General features: G+C 45.2%; 15 protein-coding genes, 3 pseudogenes and 1 riboswitch. Of the genes and pseudogenes, 6 read left to right on the forward strand and 12 right to left on the reverse strand.

Annotated elements, in window-relative coordinates; translation table 11 throughout:
* Window positions 1-139: 139 nt before the first annotated feature.
* Window positions 140-268, reverse strand: a riboswitch (FMN riboswitch).
* 364 nt (window positions 269-632) lie between these two features.
* Window positions 633-1,732 (forward strand): annotated as a pseudogene (locus tag ACYF68_RS12795) (Na+/H+ antiporter NhaC family protein).
* Window positions 1,717-1,974: a hypothetical protein gene (locus ACYF68_RS12800; RefSeq protein ID WP_461047287.1), complete on the forward strand. Its 258-nt coding sequence runs from the start codon at window positions 1,717-1,719 to the stop codon at window positions 1,972-1,974. The pseudogene ACYF68_RS12795 and the gene ACYF68_RS12800 overlap by 16 nt, the downstream one beginning before the upstream one ends.
* A 106-nt stretch (window positions 1,975-2,080) precedes the next feature.
* Here ACYF68_RS12800 and nrdF read toward each other — a convergent pair whose 3' ends face one another.
* From nrdF to nrdI, 3 genes and pseudogenes are all read right to left on the reverse strand, one after another.
* Window positions 2,081-3,055 carry a class 1b ribonucleoside-diphosphate reductase subunit beta gene (gene nrdF, locus ACYF68_RS12805; protein WP_380569197.1) on the reverse strand — a complete coding sequence of 325 codons (975 nt, stop codon included), beginning with the start codon at window positions 3,053-3,055 and terminating at the stop codon, window positions 2,081-2,083.
* A 26-nt stretch (window positions 3,056-3,081) separates the two neighbouring features.
* Window positions 3,082-5,188, reverse strand: a pseudogene (gene nrdE / locus ACYF68_RS12810) (class 1b ribonucleoside-diphosphate reductase subunit alpha).
* Window positions 5,151-5,558 (reverse strand): class Ib ribonucleoside-diphosphate reductase assembly flavoprotein NrdI, encoded by a 408-nt coding sequence (nrdI, locus tag ACYF68_RS12815; protein WP_461047289.1) that lies wholly within the window; start codon window positions 5,556-5,558, stop codon window positions 5,151-5,153. Before nrdI ends, nrdE begins: the two are co-directional and overlap by 38 nt.
* Window positions 5,559-5,915: 357 nt before the next feature.
* On the opposite strand from nrdI, the gene ACYF68_RS12820 reads away from it, so the two are divergent.
* On the forward strand, window positions 5,916-6,779 hold the full coding sequence (locus ACYF68_RS12820) for a DMT family transporter (RefSeq protein ID WP_461047291.1): 864 nt from the start codon (window positions 5,916-5,918) through the stop codon (window positions 6,777-6,779).
* A gap of 31 nt (window positions 6,780-6,810) precedes the next feature.
* Here ACYF68_RS12820 and recQ read toward each other — a convergent pair whose 3' ends face one another.
* From recQ to ACYF68_RS12860, 8 genes are all read right to left on the reverse strand, one after another.
* A complete protein-coding gene (gene recQ, locus ACYF68_RS12825) occupies window positions 6,811-8,601 on the reverse strand; it encodes a DNA helicase RecQ (RefSeq protein WP_461047637.1) in 1,791 nt (596 codons plus the stop codon).
* 156 nt (window positions 8,602-8,757) lie between these two features.
* Entirely contained in the window at window positions 8,758-9,198 is a 441-nt protein-coding gene (locus ACYF68_RS12830; RefSeq protein WP_461047639.1) for a hypothetical protein, read from the reverse strand.
* Window positions 9,168-9,698, reverse strand: a complete 531-nt coding sequence (locus tag ACYF68_RS12835; protein WP_461047293.1) for a 5-oxoprolinase subunit C family protein — start codon at window positions 9,696-9,698, stop codon at window positions 9,168-9,170. The genes ACYF68_RS12830 and ACYF68_RS12835 overlap by 31 nt, the downstream gene beginning before the upstream one ends.
* A complete protein-coding gene (locus ACYF68_RS12840) occupies window positions 9,695-9,952 on the reverse strand; it encodes a hypothetical protein (RefSeq protein ID WP_461047295.1) in 258 nt (85 codons plus the stop codon). The genes ACYF68_RS12835 and ACYF68_RS12840 overlap by 4 nt, the downstream gene beginning before the upstream one ends.
* Window positions 9,953-9,971: 19 nt before the next feature.
* A complete protein-coding gene (locus ACYF68_RS12845) occupies window positions 9,972-10,202 on the reverse strand; it encodes a hypothetical protein (RefSeq protein ID WP_461047296.1) in 231 nt (76 codons plus the stop codon).
* Entirely contained in the window at window positions 10,189-10,566 is a 378-nt protein-coding gene (locus ACYF68_RS12850) for an aminotransferase class IV (RefSeq protein ID WP_461047298.1), read from the reverse strand. The genes ACYF68_RS12845 and ACYF68_RS12850 overlap by 14 nt, the downstream gene beginning before the upstream one ends.
* 56 nt (window positions 10,567-10,622) lie before the next feature.
* Window positions 10,623-11,888 carry a chorismate-binding protein gene (locus ACYF68_RS12855; RefSeq protein ID WP_461047641.1) on the reverse strand — a complete coding sequence of 422 codons (1,266 nt, stop codon included), beginning with the start codon at window positions 11,886-11,888 and terminating at the stop codon, window positions 10,623-10,625.
* A complete protein-coding gene (locus tag ACYF68_RS12860) occupies window positions 11,866-12,468 on the reverse strand; it encodes an anthranilate synthase component II (protein ID WP_461047300.1) in 603 nt (200 codons plus the stop codon). Before ACYF68_RS12860 ends, ACYF68_RS12855 begins: the two co-directional genes overlap by 23 nt.
* 189 nt (window positions 12,469-12,657) lie before the next feature.
* Between ACYF68_RS12860 and ACYF68_RS12865 the strand changes: the two genes are divergently transcribed.
* Together ACYF68_RS12865 and ACYF68_RS12870 are read left to right on the forward strand one after the other, a co-directional pair.
* Complete coding sequence (locus tag ACYF68_RS12865) at window positions 12,658-13,857, forward strand: MFS transporter (protein ID WP_461047302.1); 1,200 nt, start codon at window positions 12,658-12,660, stop codon at window positions 13,855-13,857.
* A gap of 95 nt (window positions 13,858-13,952) precedes the next feature.
* Window positions 13,953-14,210: a GlsB/YeaQ/YmgE family stress response membrane protein gene (locus ACYF68_RS12870; protein ID WP_344704576.1), complete on the forward strand. Its 258-nt coding sequence runs from the start codon at window positions 13,953-13,955 to the stop codon at window positions 14,208-14,210.
* A gap of 31 nt (window positions 14,211-14,241) precedes the next feature.
* Here the strand turns inward: ACYF68_RS12870 and ACYF68_RS12875 are convergent, their stop codons facing one another.
* On the reverse strand, window positions 14,242-14,529 hold the full coding sequence (locus tag ACYF68_RS12875; protein WP_380569175.1) for a hypothetical protein: 288 nt from the start codon (window positions 14,527-14,529) through the stop codon (window positions 14,242-14,244).
* Between the two features lie 122 nt (window positions 14,530-14,651).
* On the opposite strand from ACYF68_RS12875, the pseudogene ACYF68_RS12880 reads away from it, so the two are divergent.
* Window positions 14,652-17,529, forward strand: a pseudogene (locus ACYF68_RS12880) (DUF3427 domain-containing protein).
* Window positions 17,530-17,531: the final 2 nt, after the last annotated feature.

Genomic DNA, 17,531 nt, shown 5'->3' on the forward strand with positions numbered 1-17,531 from the left:
GCCGATGAATGGATTCATCGGCGCTTAAAGGATTGTATGCAGAAACAGACATCCGGATATGCGCACGTTTGCTGACACGCGTAATCGATGCCTCATTTTAAGGTATGCCAAATAAGCATACTTTAATCAGTATGTTCCACAATTCTTTCTCCCATCCAGACTTTCACTGTCGGCTTCAGGTTTCCACTGAATCAGCCACATCAATTATAGATGCAGGTCGCGGGCTCTCACCGCCGGTTGGGAATTTCACCCTGCCCCGAAAGAATGCTTGTATTAAGTTGAAAAACTCTAATACCATCATAAGGTACACATAATTTTTGTCAAGTCGAATTATCTGTTTTAATTAAAGGCAAGGATCTTACGGGGCTACGTTACAGAACAGTATTGTTTTTACCCCAATTATTATTTGAATATTATATGTTTTCTGATTATATGTTAGAATAATAGTGATAATCGACATTAAGTAATGGTGTCGATTCAATTGTGGGGAGGGGAGAAATTTGACCGATAACGAAGAATTGGATCGTGCAACTGGAGAAAGGACTGTAAAAAAACTGGATTTCCGTTTGGGACCATTCGGTGCAGCGGTCCCTTTACTGTTTTTTGTGATATGGGCAATAACGATCAGTGTAATGCAATTATCATCAGAAGTGGCGCTTGTGTTGGGAGCCGTGATTGGAGTGACATTGGGGTTGCTCCTGTGCAAAAGCAAATGGGAAGACTATGCCCAAGGATTGTTTGACGGTCTGGCACAACCAGTAGGCCTGATTGCGATGGTGGCCTGGTTCTATGCCGGCATGTTTGCACAGGTGCTGCAGGTCGGGGGCCTTGTTGAAGGTTTGGTGTGGATTGGTTCCGTGACAGGTGTTGAAGGGGGCCTTTTTGTCGCCCTCACCTTTTTATTGGCAGCGACTTTCTCGACTGCCGTCGGTACCGGATACGGTACAACTGTTGCTTTCTGTACGCTGATGTATCCGGCTGGGTCGCTGTCGGGGCCGACCCGACCTTCATGTTCGCGGCCATTCTGGCCGGAGCGGTGTTCGGTGACAACCTCGCACCGGTATCCGATACGACGATTGTTTCTGCAACCACACAGCATGCGGATGTACCAGGGGTTGTGCGCAGCCGCTTCAAGTATTCGATTGCTGCAGCGATTCCTGCCGTCATATTGTTTGCCATATTTGGAGGCGGAGGCTCTTCCACATCTGAACAAGTCTCAACTGCCTCCATATTGGAGTCCGTCACACCGGACGGCCTGATCATGCTGGTACCTTTCGCTCTCGTACTGGTACTCGCCCTATCCGGCCAACATCTTCTGACGTCCCTCACATGGGGCATCTTATCGGCCATCTTACTGATATTCGCAATAGCACCTGGGACACCAGGAGATATTTTAAGGTTCAATCCAGAGACGGACACAGTCGTTGAAGGGGCACTGGTTTCAGGGTTGACCGGATATTTTAACATGGCCATACTTATCCTGCTTATAGTTGGTGCAGCGCATTTGATGAGACTCGGCGGAACGATGGAAGCCATCACCAACGGCCTTGTCAAATGGATCAAAAACTCTGTACGTAGAGCTGAGCTTTCAATCTGGGCGATAGTTTCCATACTGAACAGCTCAATAACGATCAATACCGCCGCTGAAATTGCTGCTGCCCCATTCGTAAGGGAGATTGGTGAGAAGTATAGATCCACCGTTACCGCAGAGCCAATATGCTGGATGCTGTGACTTCAGCTTTAGGGTATATCTTCCCGTGGGGCGCACCCGTCCTATTGGGGTGGTCAACGGTACAGACGATAAAGAACCAGTCATATGATTGGTTGCCTATTGTTGAGCCGACAGCAGTGTTCCCATTTGTATTCCAAGGATGGTTCCTTTTCCTCATTATGCTTTTCGCGGCAATAACAGGATGGGGCTTGAGATATGAAGGGAAAAACGGTGAGGAGGTCAAGGAGAAGCCGGAAGACTAGATATTCCGGCATCACGACTTCCTCGATTGAAAAAAAGCGGTCCGGAGATCTATTGGAATCTCCGGCTGCTTTCTTATGGATCATTTCAACCTTATTTAGGATACTTCTATTTCACATCATCAAATATGAAGTCTTCATCCTGGATTGGCTCAACATTAAGCGCAATCACATAACCATCACCTTTGACACTGAAGAAGTCATGGTTTTTGGTCGTGGTATCCAGTGCGTTCTCTATAATCGGGTTGAAAGCCTTCTCTTCGAAGTAGGGTTCGAACCCTAGATTGGCGAGTGCCTTATTGGCATTATATTGGATATAATTCAGCACATCTTCAGTCAGGCCGATCTTATCGTACAGGGCTTTTGTATAGGCCTCTTCGTTTGCATAGAGTTCTTTGAGCATTTCGTACATCTCTTTATCGGCACGCTCCTGCTCTTCTGCAGACATATCCCCTTTCATGGATTGGGCATCCAGGCCAGTGAAGACGCCGTGGATGGATTCATCCAGCAGGATCTTCCTGATGATTTCCCCACTTGTCGTCATACGTCCCTGTCCGGCGAGATACAATGGATAATAGAAGCCGGAATAGAATAGGAACGATTCCAGGAATACGCTCGCGACGCGCGCCATATACTGATCGTATACAGATGCTTCGCTGTTGAATAATTTATGGTAGTATCCCACTATTTTAGCTGCCTTGAATTTAAGATGTTCATTCTCAAGCACCCATTCATCGAGGAGCACATTGGTCTCTTTGGAAGGGAGCAGCGTCGAAAATATATGGGAGTAGGATTTCGCATGAATCTGCTCCATCATGCCCATGAAAGAGTACACCGCTTTTTTGCGGAGGTCATCAGTATGGAGCATGATGAGCGGCATGCCATCATCGGCCTGATGGGTATCGAGGCCGGTCAATCCCGCCAATACTTTTTTGAAGGTGTCCTTTTCATCTTCCGACATTCCTGCCCATGAAGCCAAATCTTTTGAGACTTTAAACTCCGACTCCACCCACATCTGGGATATATTCTGTCGCCAAAACACATTGGTCATGTCATCTTCTTTGTTCCAGTTAACTGCAATCATTTTAATGATCCTTTATCCTTGCTCTCTTATATTGAACAGCTGGTGCACTCTTCGACACTGAGCAGTTTATTCCTTGTGTAGTACAGGGATTTCAATCCTTTGTGGTGTGCATATATATAAAGCCTGGCCAATTCTCTAGTCGAGATGTCTGAGTTTACATATAGGATCGTACTGATGCCCTGGTCGATATGCTGCTGGATTGTAGCAATCATGTCGATCAGCTTCATCTGGTCGGTATTGAATGCACTCTTGTAGTACCACATGGTTTCCGGAGACAGGAATGGCATCGGATAGAATGTTTCAGAATTACCGTAGGTACGGCGCTCGATTGAATCGACAATCGGCATGACCGAGCTCGTTGCATTCTGGACATATGAAATGCTCTGGGTCGGGGCAATTGCAAGACGATAGGCATGGAACAGACCATGTTCTACAACCTCATCGCGGAGCGCCGCCCAATCCTGTTGCGTCGGGATATGGATATCAGTGAAAAGTTCTGCCACTTTATCGAATTCAGGTTCCACAACATCGTTGATGTAGCGTTCGAAATAGGCACCGTTCGCATACTCGGATTTTTCGAAACCTTTGAATGTCTTTTTGCGTTCCTTCGCAATCATCATCGATTTTTCGAGGGAATAGAAGTTAAGCAGCATGAAGAAGACATTCGCAAAATCCCTTGCTTCCGCAGATTCATAATTGATCTTGTTTTTAGCGAGATAGCCATGTAGGTTCATTGCTCCAAGACCAACGGAATGCAATTCGTCATTCGCCTTTTTGACACCTGGCGCATTGGCGATGGCTGTAGAGTCACTCACTACAGTCAGTGCTTCAATGCCATCATGGACTGAATCCCGTACTTTTCCGGACTCCATCACATTTGCGATGTTCAAGGAACCTAAGTTACATGAAATATCTCTGCGGATCTCATCATCTGTGCCATAATCATTGATTGTAGACGTTTCCTGCAGCTGGAAAATCTCAGTGCATAGGTTACTGATTTTTATCTGTCCGATATCCTTAAGCGGGTGCACTTTGTTGGCGTTATCTTTGAACATGATATATGGATAACCCGACTGGAGTTGTGTCTGTGCGATTGTATTGAGCATGTCGCGGGCATCCAGTTTGCGTTTTTTGACATTGTCATTAGCCACCAGATCCTCATACATCTCATCAAGGTTCATGTCGTCCAGTGATTGACCGTATTCACGCTCTACCGTATGAGGCGCGAACAGATAGAACGGCTGGTTATCCTTGGCAAGATCAAAGAACTTGGAGGGGATGACAAGGCCTGTTGAAATCGTAGCCAAACGCAGATCTTCATCAGCGTTCACTTTTTTCGTGTCCAGGAATTCTGGAAGATCATAATGGAAGATATTGAGATAGACGGCACCGGCCCCAGGTCTTTGTCCCAGCTGATCTGCATAGCCAAATCCATTCTCCAGTGATTTAGCTACAGGGAGCACCCCTTTAGCGACGCCTTTGATGCCTTTGATCGCTTCGCCGCGTGCCCGGAGTTTGGAAAGGTTGATCGCAACCCCGCCCCCTATTTTAGATAACTGTTTTGCCGTTGAATCGATATAGTTGATTGAGTTCAGGCTATCGTCGACTTCAAGCAGGAAACAAGAAACCATCTCTCCACGTCTTGGCCCGGCCTGCGTTCAGGAAGGTCGGCGTTGCCGGTTGATAGCGCTGTTCGATCATCGAGAGGATGAAACGCTTCGCACGCTCCTTATCTCCTTTAGCCAAGTAGAGGCTGACGATTACCACATGCTGTTTATAATCTTCAAGATAATATTTCTTATCATTTGTCTTCATTGTATAGTCTTTGAAAAACTTGCTGGCAGCCATATAGCTTTTAAACTTGAATGGAATACTGTCTGCATATGCTACGATTTCAAGTACGTCTTCGTCTGTGTACTCCTGGAATAGATCGTAGTAGAAGTCATTGTCCACCAAATAATGCATCCGTTCCAATTCAGAATCGAAATGAATGGTGTTAGCCTTCACTTCCTCCATGAACACTTCAAGTGCTTCCTGGTCCTTATGCAATTGGTAAAAGCCCGTTTCATCGCGCTTTGTCACTTCGTTGTTCAACTCAATATGATTGAATTTCTGATCGTCCATAACTTTCATATATAGCTCCTGCCTTTCCAAAGAATTCTTCCCTATCTTTTTGGGTTCCGTGCAGTTCAAACTTCATCAGCAAGGGAACATTGTAATTTTCACTTATATCTTCACCTGCACGCGCAAAATTTTCGCCCCAGTTGCGGTTGCCGCTGGATGCGACTGCCATCATAAGGTCGTTGTTGACTTCAAGGAAGACTTTCACCTCGTTCGGCACTCCACCGAAACCATAGGTGCTGGTTACCAATATAAATGGCTCATGTATACGTTCATCTTTGTTTGAAGCACGTATCTCATAAGTATCATAGTCTTCAGCAATTCCAGAACCGTTGATAAAGCGTCTGACGTTTCCGGTCATCGAATAGAATGCAATGATCATGCCACCCCTCCTTTTCCATGCCATCGTAAAAACGGAGCGGACGAACTGGAGTTCGTCTTCATCCATCTTGCATCATTATAATTTTACATGTTTAGTGTTTAAGTTAAACACTATATATTGTGCCTAAGTATCATTCGGTACACAATATATACGTATGACATACCCTATGATGCCATATTGGCATTTAATTTACAATGGCATTAAAAGGAATTTCATTGCGCATAATATCACCTTAACGACTCCAAAGGTGCACCATAAGTATGTTATACTATATCGGAAATTCTTCTAAATTTTTTTGTGTAAAATTCCAGAATGTAAAACCTTGAAATAAAATATAAAGATGGGGTTGGCATAATAATGAACAATACCGTAAAAGGCATCATTGCCTTGCTTATTTCTTCACTTGGATTCAGTCTGATGGCCCTTTTTGTAAAATATAGCGGTGACTTGCCTACCGTCCAAAAAGCATTTTTCAGAAACTTTGTGGCGATGCTCGTCGCCTTGCCCTTTGCATTGTACTACAAAGAAAGACTTTTTGGTCATGGAAGGAATCAGGGGCTTCTGCTCCTTAGATCGTCGTTTGGACTGCTTGGAGTTCTGCTGAACTTCTTTGCCATCGATAAGATGGTGCTTAGTGATGCGGATATACTCAATAAACTGAGCCCGTTCTTCACCATCATTCTCTGTGCGATCTTCCTGAAGGAATATATACGCAGATATCAGATGATCTCCATCATCATCGCTTTTGCTGGAGCTGTTTTTATAATCAAGCCTTCCCTCTCAAGCGAGACAATATATGCTCTGATTGCTGTGCTCGGTGCTCTATCTGCTGCAGGAGCCTATACTGTTCTTCGTGTCCTTGGCAGCCGGGAAAAATTCTACACTGTAGTGTTTTATTTTTCTTTCTTTTCCTCGGTCGCCCTGCTCCCGTTCTTCATATGGAATTTTGAACCAATGACCACTGGGCAGTTTTGGCTGCTCGTATCGGCAGGTATATTCGCTGCACTTGGCCAATTTGGGCTTACCATCGCCTACAGTTATGCACCGGCACGTGAAATATCGATTTTCTTCTATTCCACTATCTTGTATACTGCAATCTTCAGCATCATCTTCTTCAATGAGGTGCCGGATATGCTCTCCATAGTCGGCTACATCATAATCTTCGGGGCAAGCTACTACATGTTCATGAAGAACAGACCGCCGAAACATTCTAAGATTTGACAAGAAACAGCCGGCCCATTGGCCGGCTTATTTATTTTGTTTCCTGCATCTGGCGTTTATAGCTGTTGATTGTTTCAAGAAAATCCGGGCAGTAGTGTTTGAGCTTGTAATTGCCCACTCGGTGTATATTTACCATATCCTGCTTGGATTGTGGTGTTTTTTTGGCAAACTCCCGCAATGTATTATCGGTAAATATGTCTTCTTCCCGGACGCCGTGCTTCTCAGCAAGATGACATCTCGTTTCTGCAAGCTTGGCAAAAAGAAGTTCATTCGGCGAAGATGTGGTACTGATATCGACTTTTTCATTGAAGTGTTTCCTGAAAGGCACGGTGTAGAGGGTGCGTTCACCTTCCAGGACTATCTTGCTCCTCTCAGTAAGTTCGAGTCCACCCGCTTCCATGTGGAGATAGCCCCTGTAGATGAGCTCTTCTAATATATGATTGAGCTCACTCGTCAAATAGTGCGCCATGGTACCGAAAGCAGCTGATTCATCTAGCTGGAAGGCAATCACGTTTTCTGCCATTTCCCCTCTCAATACTTGTATGGTCTGTTCTTTAGTCATCCTCACAGCATTTTGTGACACAGCCTGCATGACAAGCTTGGCTTCAGCTGTCATGTCATATGTGCGCCCCTTCTCCCTGCAGTTTGAACATTGGCCACACTCGACCACATATTCATCTTCATTAAAATATTTGATGATGAAGCTGCTCAGACATTTGCTTGTGCGATTATATTGGATCATGCGGTCAAGCTTAGCCCTCATGTGATCTTTATACTGATCCGTCGAGTTGGAACGGTCTATGAAGAATTGGTGCAGACCGATATCCCGCGGGCTTGACAGCAGTATACACTCACTCGCTGCCCCGTCCCTTCCCGCACGTCCAATCTCCTGGTAATAGCTCTCCAGATCGCCGGGCAGATTATGATGGATGATGAATCGTATGTCGGGTTTATCGATTCCCATGCCGAAGGCGTTCGTCGCCACCGCCAAATCCACTTCCCCATCTATGAACCGCTGCTGATTGCGGTTTCTTTCATCTTTGGCAAGTCCACCGTGATAGATGATGTTATCAATGTCATATTCTTTGAGATGGCCGGACAACTTCTCCACCTCTGCACGTGTTGCTGCATAGATGATGCCCGACTCACCACTATGCGTCTCGACATAGGTACGGATGAATTGCTCCCGCTGGTAGGTCGGATTGACACTGAGTTGCAGATTATTGCGGGCCACACTTGTCGTATAGACATTCTGCGGAGCAATGTCCAACAATTCCCTTATATTAGTCTGTACTTCCTCTATTGCAGTGGCGGTCAACCCCATTGTTACAGCATCCGGTATCAATGATTTCAATACGGGTATGATGTTTTGGTAGCTCGGTCTGAAGTCATGGCCCCATTTGGATATGCAGTGCGCTTCATCGAAAGCGACAAGGGACACATTCATGCGTGTAATCATCTGCTTGAACGCTTCATTATTAAAACGCTCAGGAGCCACATATAGAAATTGATAGGCGCCTGCTTCAAGGCCCGCATTTATATGCTCCACTTCCTGTCTTTTCAAGGTGGAATTCAGATAGGCGGCTGGAATGCCTTGCCTACTCAACGCTTCCACCTGATCCTGCATAAGAGATATCAACGGGGAGATGACCAACGTCAAACCTTCGAGCTTCAATCCCGGCACCTGGAAAGTAATCGATTTTCCTGAGCCAGTCGGAAGCACTCCAAGGGTATTGTTTCCATGCATGACAGATTCTATGATTTCCCTTTGCTTAGGCCTGAAGTTTTCAAATCCAAAATATTGCTTTAGAGTCTTTTCCATTTCCATAATAATACCATTCCCACTTTTTGCCTTGGTCGGCAACCCTTATTTCTGATATATCATTATACCTTATTTTGCATGCCATTTGTTGTAGAACAAGTCTGCTATCTTACTTGAGGACAGAAAAAAATCCCAGGCTGCAGCCTGGGCAGAATTCTACATTTTCTCTTTTATCAGTTCTTTTGACAATTTATAGTCAATCGCCTTGAACAGGCTTTTCACCCAAAGATGATGCGCATATAGATTGGCGTGGGCATCTTCTGCGGATATGCATTTGAATTGAATTTTAGATCCCGGACGTTTCTGTACAAGTTTATGGAGATGATAAGAAGGAATCGTCCCTACGTGCGATGCTTTAGTGGACGCATCGAAATCGTTCAATGCAAGAAGTGGCTGTTCCTCTGAAATATAGACACCGCCCCGAACACCGGCATGTTCCATATTTTGAGGAGACAGATTGATTCGTCGCCCTTCAAGATGCAGCGTGATGCGATATTCTTCATATTGTACCGTATATTCACCCGCCTCCAGTGCTTCATAGACTGAATCAGGAATATCCGGACGCTTTACAAGATGGTATGTATCCGATATATACACTTCGACCAAGGCGTAGGTATCGACCCCCAATTCACTTCGTTATGCCGTTTCAACTTATTGAACAGTTCGTCATGTTGCTGTGTATATTCACGGCACATGAGAACCTCGTCCCCAGATTTCAAGATGTTTGAACCCTCGACTTTAATTCCCCCGGCTACTGCGAGATACACCCTGTTCCCACGCGTTGCTTCTTGGAATACAAGTTCGTCTCCTTTATCGAATAGGTATATCCGGTTGACATAAATGTTACGGTCGCCTGATTTCGCCATGAATTCTGCTCCGGAGAATGCGATTATAGTCGGTTCGGTGAACTTTATCGTGCCTGGACGTAACGTCATCTCTATCGTCGGCTGATCGACACGATTCCCCACAAGCTGGTTCGCAAGTCTATGCGCCAGACGGTCGCATGCACCGTTATAGTGATTGTTTTGGTCTGAAGGACCTGGATCCAAAGTCTGGAGCAACGTCAACATTCCACTATCCTTTATAATCAGACTCATATGGAGATCTCCATCCTTTCGAGAAATTTCTCTGCTTCAATCATGGCTTTGTGGCCAGGTTCTATCGTATTTTCCGCTTCCATGATGACTACGGGTGAATATTGAAAGGTAATCGTATTTTCAGTCGTCGATACTTTCGTCAAATATGCATGCCCCCGATCTTCGAATGACCGGACTGCTTGTGTCCGCACCGCCTCATCCAGCGCTTCTTCGCTCTGATAGGTGATGTGGCAATCTCCATTGCAAAAAATCATGGTTGCACCTCCTAAAGTTTTATTTATCCTTGTAGAACATTCCCAATTCATCTGCGACGAAATCCGTCATGCTGCTGATGATAAGTTGAACCAGCAGAATTGCTATAGTTACTCCGATAAATGCAAAAAGTACGCCGATTATTTTAACATTATTTTCAATCAGATACGTCACAATAAAATGTGTGCCAATTACAATCGCAATTATCAATACCATCCATAAAAGGACCATCATGCCTTCACCTCTGAACATCAAGATTGACCTCGACCCATTCCCTTAGGCTATTGATCATATATACTTCAATTTCACCTTGCTCATATCGCCGAATGAACTCATCTAAATCATAATCCCTTTCCGATATGACACCATCGCTGATGAGAGATGTGCGCATGACCCCTTCAAGCAGTCCTGTATCGACTGAAGGAGTGAAATAGCCATCTTTTTCCATCACAACCAGGTTTCCAAGATTGAACTCTGTGATTTGGTGCCTTTTATTATAATACAAAACGAGAGGAAATTCATTGCTCACCCCCTCATAGTGATGGCGTATGCTTGTCTTGTTTGATAGGAATTCAGCCGGGCTGTCGATTGCATCATTGTGGATTTTTGCCTGCATGCGCCCCGTGGGTCCCATCTCTTCATGGGTGAACGATGCTTCCCCGCTGTCATCTATCAGCGCCCGTACTTTAAAGACAGTGCCTTCTGTAGTGCATGATGCCGCAAATAGGAGACCAGGGCTTCTTTGAAATCAGGCTGCCGGAAGCCAAGGCTCCTGCTGGAATGATCTACACGCGCCTCGTGAAGATCTAGCCGTGCTATTTCACCTGACTCAAAACGCATCGTTTCAATCAATTTGTATCTGCCCGCTTCCAAGAAGGCGGTTTTTGCAACAATCTCATCATATTCAGCAGCAGGGAGTGAATCATATGTAATGCCTCCACCTGCCCCGTATTCAAATTGTCCTTCTCTGATATGCATTGTACGTATCGGGACATTGAATACTTCGCTTCGATCCGGGTGGATGATTCCTATTGCGCCACAATAGTAGCCTCGAGGCGTACTCTCGAGACGGCTGATGATATCGATCGTCGAACGTTTGGGGGCACCTGTGATCGAACCGCATGGGAAGAGGGCATCAATGATATCAGCAGTGCGACGTCCCTCCATGAGCTGAGCTTCGATCTTGGAAGTCATCTGATAGACCGTTTCATACTGTTCGATTGCAAATAGTTCAGGCACCCTCACACTACCTTTTTCTGCCAACTTTGACAGATCATTGCGAAGCAGGTCGACAATCATCACGTTCTCAGCACGATCCTTCTTTGAATGTCTGAGAAAATCATAGCTTTTCTGATCTTCCCGGGGATCCTTATATCTTCTTGAAGTCCCTTTCATCGGCCGAGCGCTGATTTTGCCATATGCATCCTTCTCAAAGAACAATTCCGGTGAGCAGCTGACAATCGTGTCTTCACCATAGTGGATAAAAGCAGCGTAGTCTCCATTGTTGCGGGAAGTCAATTGTTCGAACAAAGCATGCGCGTTCCCTCTGAAGCCCCCTCTTAACCGGGTGGTATAGTTGACTTGATATGTATGCCCATCCTTGATGTATTTCCGTATTTCTTCGATGTCTCCCTTGATTTTAGAAGGGGAATCGATGAATTCCGGTCTCCCCATTGAGTAGCCTCCATACTCACCATAGGCGGACTGGAAGACACTCCGCTCCACAGGCGACTCGAACACCCCGATGATGAACGGCCCGCCTTCTTTGGCTTCATAGCTGAGTGACGGGACGATATAGCACCCTTCATCGATGTATTTCTCGATGTTTTGGAGTGCTTCCTGCAACGACATATCTTTTTCTGTAAACACTGCTTTTGGATGGGCGAAATAAAGCGGCCGACTGCCCGTATTCCTTTTAAATTTTATATGGACTTGCATTTTCTTCACCTTTCTCCATTTCTTCGATGAAAAGCCTGAACTGCTCAAGACCCCATTCTGAAAGTATCGATTCCGGATGGTACTGCACTCCATAGATCGGCAAACTCTTGTGCCTGATTGCCATGATGTCGCCTTCATCGGTCCACGCCGAGACCATGAGCTCTTCCGGCACTTCTCCCAGACATGTAAGCGAATGGTAGCGGGTTACAGAAAACTGTTCAGGCAACCCTTTAAAGAGCGCCCCACCATCGTGGGAAATTTCAAATGTATGACCATGGATGGGGCGCGAACCGTGCGCCACACTGCCGCCGCACATATGCCAAAGCATCTGGTGTCCAAGGCATACACCGAGAATGGGCAGAGCGCCCCAATACCGTCCGACAAACTCAATGACCTCGGGACGGGCTGCCGGGTGGGAAGGGCCAGGAGAGATGATCATGCCGGCAATGTCTTTCATATCGATGGAGTCCAGCAAATCTGGTGTGATGGTTACAACTTCGATATCCTGCCTCACCTTTTCCAAATAGTGGATTATATTGTATGTAAACGAGTCGTAGTTATCAATCATCAGCAGTTTCATCGGGAGAAAATTCCTTTGCATTTATTTTACACTATTTTAACACACTATCTTTTCTCGCAGAAATCCAAAGGCGGTCCCCTCCAAGCTGAAAAAAAGTGTCAAATGTTGTAGAATATATAATAGTATTCCTTTCGAAATAAGAAGTAATATGGACTTCAACAAATCTAAAAGCGAGAAGGTTGTAATTTTATGGCACATGACAAAAATAAAATATGGACCAGAGATTTTGTACTTATCGTCATCGTAAACTTCTTCATATTCACTGCCTTCCAGATGACCCTGCCAACATTGCCGCTTTTCGTCAAGGAGATTGGCGCAAGCGATAGATGGGTCGGGCTTGTGGTGGGCATATTCACATTTTCTGCTCTGCTCATCCGTCCGAGCGCAGGCAAAATGCTTGATACGAAGGGACGCGCCCCGGTCTTTCTGACAGGACTGCTGCTGTTTGTCCTCTCCATGTTTTCACTGGCCGCAAGTTTTACTATCGCTCTGCTGCTCGCGGTCCGCATCATGCAAGGTATAGGCTGGGGACTGTCAAGCACGTCTGCTGGTACCATCGCCACAGACCTTGTCCCTAAGAAAAGACGCGGGGAAGGGCTCGGTTACTACGGCCTCAGTGGTAACATCGCACTCGCTTTCGGTCCGGCTCTCGGACTCTTTCTCGTCGACCAGATATCATTCACTCTGCTCTTTTCAATATGTGGGGTTCTCGGGCTTACTGCGCTTATCCTTGCAACAAATATCCGATATCAAAAGCCTGAAGCTCCCGACACTTCCATAAAGGAAAAGAGCACCTATGTGCCACGATTTGATATTGTCGAGCGCCAGGCATTACCCGCAGCTTCGCTCCTATTCTTCATCACTGTAACATTTGGTGGCATCGCTGCATTCCTCCCCGTCTACACTTACGAGCGGGGCTTCGATCCTACATTCATCCAGTTCTATTTTGTCATCTATGCAGCCTTTCTTATGCTATCCCGCATAGTCGCCGGGAAGTTGTATGACAAAAAAGGAATCACGATCGTTTTCGTACCAGGTGCGCTCGCAATCATTACGGCTATGATACTCCTCGGCATTATGGCCAATCCGTATTATCTGTTCATCGCCGCAGCATTATACGGTTTCGGCTTCGGCTGTGTGCAGCCCGCCCTGCAGGCGTGGGCTGTGAACCGTGCCGATAACAATCGTCGTGGCATGGCCAATGCGACCTTCTTTTCAGCCTTTGACATGGGGGTTGGACTTGGTGCAATCAGTTATGGGTTCATCGCTGAAGCGTTCGGCTACAGCACCATCTATTTCACCAGTGCATTCAGCGTCACATTGTCGTTGATACTTTTCCTGTTCATCATGAGGCATTACAGGAAAAAAGATAGGATGGCTGCAGATTAATGTTTGGTCTCGCCAACCCAGGGTATATTCTAACTAGAACGATGCATTATTTAATCTGTTAAATTAAATTTGAGCATTATAAGGAGGAACTATCCATGGGTTGGATTATTACATTAATTGTCGGTGGAATCATTGGTTGGCTCGCTGGCCTTATATTAGGTAAGGATGTGCCATTCGGCATTATCGGTAACATCATTGCAGGTCTTGTCGGCGCTTCGATTGCAAATGCGCTGGGGCTAAGCTTCGGCCCACAATTGGGTGGCGTCAGCATCCTTGGTGGACTGATCGGCGCAATCATCCTGATTTTGATTGTATCATTCATCATGAAAGCGCTCGGAGGCAACAAAGCATAGTAACACTTATGGAAGATCCCTGTAACGGCCGTTACAGGGGATCTTTTTCCTCGTCTTCAATCAGCCATCTTGACTCTTTCGATTCCACTAGCCGCTTCTGTTCCCGTTCCTCTTTTATACGGTCAAGCTCCATCTGCATCTGTTTGTTTTCAAGAAGGAAATTCTCTTGCTTCAAACGCTCCACTTCCTTCTCCTCCTGCAGTTTCCTTATTGCCATCTTCTCTTTTTTCTGTCTATGACCGACGTTGATCGCATAAAGTGGAATCGAAAACACCAAGACGACGGGTAATGTTGCTACTATAAATTCTAATATACCCATAGGGCCACCACCTTCATTTAAAACCATCTTATCATATACTGACGGTGATTTTATCAATTTAGCAGTCGATCTTGGAATCCGCTGTCCCTTTCAATATAATGGGATGAAAGAGGTGGATGTCCATGGAACTGAATGAAATGAATCTATTGAACGCCTATGAACGAGGATTTATCGATCAAGATGCAGAAAAGGTCGCCCATCATCCTCCACAGATGATCATCAATTCAAAAGAAGAAAATGTCCTGTCTTCCATACTCGATGAGATGGAAGGGTGTGACGCATTCTTCATTTCCGTCGCCTTCATCACTGAAGGCGGCCTTGCTACATTAAAAACAACGCTGCACGAGCTCGCAAAAAGGAATGTAAGAGGAAAAATCATCACCTCTACCTATTTGAATTTCAACAAACCGAAAGTGTTCAAAGCACTGCTCAATATTCCGAATATAGATGTCAGAATAGCTGATAAACAGGGATTTCACGCAAAAGGATATGTCTTCAGCAATGCAGCCTATTCCTCCCTCTTCATAGGGAGTTCAAATTTGACGGATTCTGCACTGAAAAAGAATTATGAATATAATCTTAAATTGACAAGTCTTGATAATGGGGCGGTCCTGAACCATTTCAGGGATCAATTCGATTCTTTATGGGATGAAGCCACTCCTGTTGATGCCACTTGGATCATGGAATATGAACGCATCTATAAAGAACAGCCAGACAAACAGAAAGTGCTCGAAATCATCGAAGACCGTTCCAAATATCAATACAGGACGTCAGGGGCTGAAGGAATAGCGCCGAATTTCATGCAACAGGAAGCACTGCACTCTCTCAAACAGCTTAGGGTAAAAGGCCATGATAAGGGCCTTGTGGTATCCGCTACAGGAACCGGCAAGACGTATCTATCCGCCTTTGATGTAAAGCAATTCCAACCAAAACGTATGCTTTTCTTGGCCCATCGTGAGCAGATCCTTGAAAAAGCCAGACAGGATTTCATGACTCTCCTGGAAGATTCGCCTGCCTCATTCGGTGTATTCAGCGGCAATCAAAAATCAATCCACAGCAAATATCTGTTTGCAACAGTCCAGACTATGTCGAGTGAAGATACTCTGAGTCAATTCAGTCCAGATGAGTTCGACTATATAATAGTAGATGAAGCACATCGTTCAAGCGCGCGTACATACAGAAGGATCATCAATTATTTCAAACCTTCTTTCCTGCTTGGCATGACAGCAACTCCTGAGAGGACCGATGATAATGAGATCTTCGGTCTATTCGACTACAATATCGCTTATGAAATACGCCTTCAAAAAGCTTTAGAGGAAGAAATACTCGCACCCTTCCATTATTTCGGGTGACTGATTACGAAACGGAAGATCTCAAGATCGATGATACAAGCAGGTTGTCGGACCTCACCGATACTGAGCGGATCAGACATCTCCATGAGAAGATCCAATACTATGGATATTCGGGCGAAACGCTTTGTGGGCTGATGTTCGTTTCCAATAAAAAAGAAGCCGAGGAGATCAGCCACGCACTCAATTTGCTCGGTTATCGTACTATTGCATTGACTGGAAGTGATTCACAGGGCACACGGAGGGATGCTGTAAGGAGTCTTGAGAATGGTCACCTCGATTACATCGTTACAGTGGATATATTCAATGAAGGAATCGACATCCCTTCAGTCAACCAAGTCGTCATGCTGAGGCGGACACAATCAAGCATCATCTTCATTCAACAACTCGGGAGAGGACTCAGGAAACACGATGATAAAGAATATCTTACCGTTATAGATTTCATCGGCAACTATAGAAACAATTATATGATTCCGATTGCCCTAACAGGAGATAACTCCTATAGTAAGGATAATTTGAGGCGTTCACTGATTGACCGTACCCCCTTAAAGGGGTTTCGACCATCAATTTCGAAGCTGTCGCAAAAGAAAAAATCTATCAAGCCATTAATGCGTCTTCTTTGGACAACTTGAGGCACTTGAAGGAGATGTATGTATACCTTAAGAATAAAATCGGAAGGAAGCCTACACTAGTGGACTTCTACTACGATAAGGATGTAATCGACCCGATGATCATCCTGAACAAATATAGGCACTACCCGGAATTCCTGCAGAAGATCAAAGAAAAGGACAGCACTCTGGAGGTCCGAATGGATAAGATGCTGACTTTCCTTTCGAAAGAACTGGCCGGTGGAAAACGCATTGTCGAAATGCATCTGCTGAAAGCCCTCATGGACGGTCCTGTAGATAAGAATGAATTTCAGATGGAGATGCACAAACAAGGATATTACATGTCTGATGCAGTAATGGATTCTGTCATAAGGGTATTTACACTCGACTTTTTCAAGGCTCAAGATATCTTGAAATACGGCTCTCCCCTCGTCCGTCTGGATAGCGGTTATATATACCCTTCAGAAACACTCGAGTCCGCTCTCCATTCAAAGGTCTTCATGAAGCATTGCAGACAAATCATGGAACTTTCCTTATTGAACGGCAATCAATATGATCAATCCCGACCATTGACCCTTAACCAGAAGTATTCCAGAAAGACGTCTGCCGTATGCTGAATTGGCAAAAGGATGAAGCTTCGACAATATACGGCTATAAGCAAAAACATGGGACATGTCCGGTGTTCATCACCTATCACAAAAATGACGCAGTTGACGACACCATTAAATACGATGATGAATTCCTCGATCGCCATACGTTGAAATGGTTCACGAGAAGCAATAGAACATTAGCTTCGAAGGAGATCAATTCCATACTCGACAGTCACCAGAAATGGGATGCCGATTTATATATTCGTTAAAAAAGATGACGATGAAGGCACTTCCTTCTATTATCTTGGAAAAAGTCGGATTGATTACCACACTCTGCAGGAGACAGTGATGCCTGGAACATCCGGTAAACCAGTCGTGACAATGCATATGATAATGGAATCTCCCGTGGAATATAATATCTATAGATACCTCGACGCGAATGTCGTGAACTAGAA

This window comes from Salinicoccus sp. CNSTN-B1 (genome assembly GCF_054792835.1).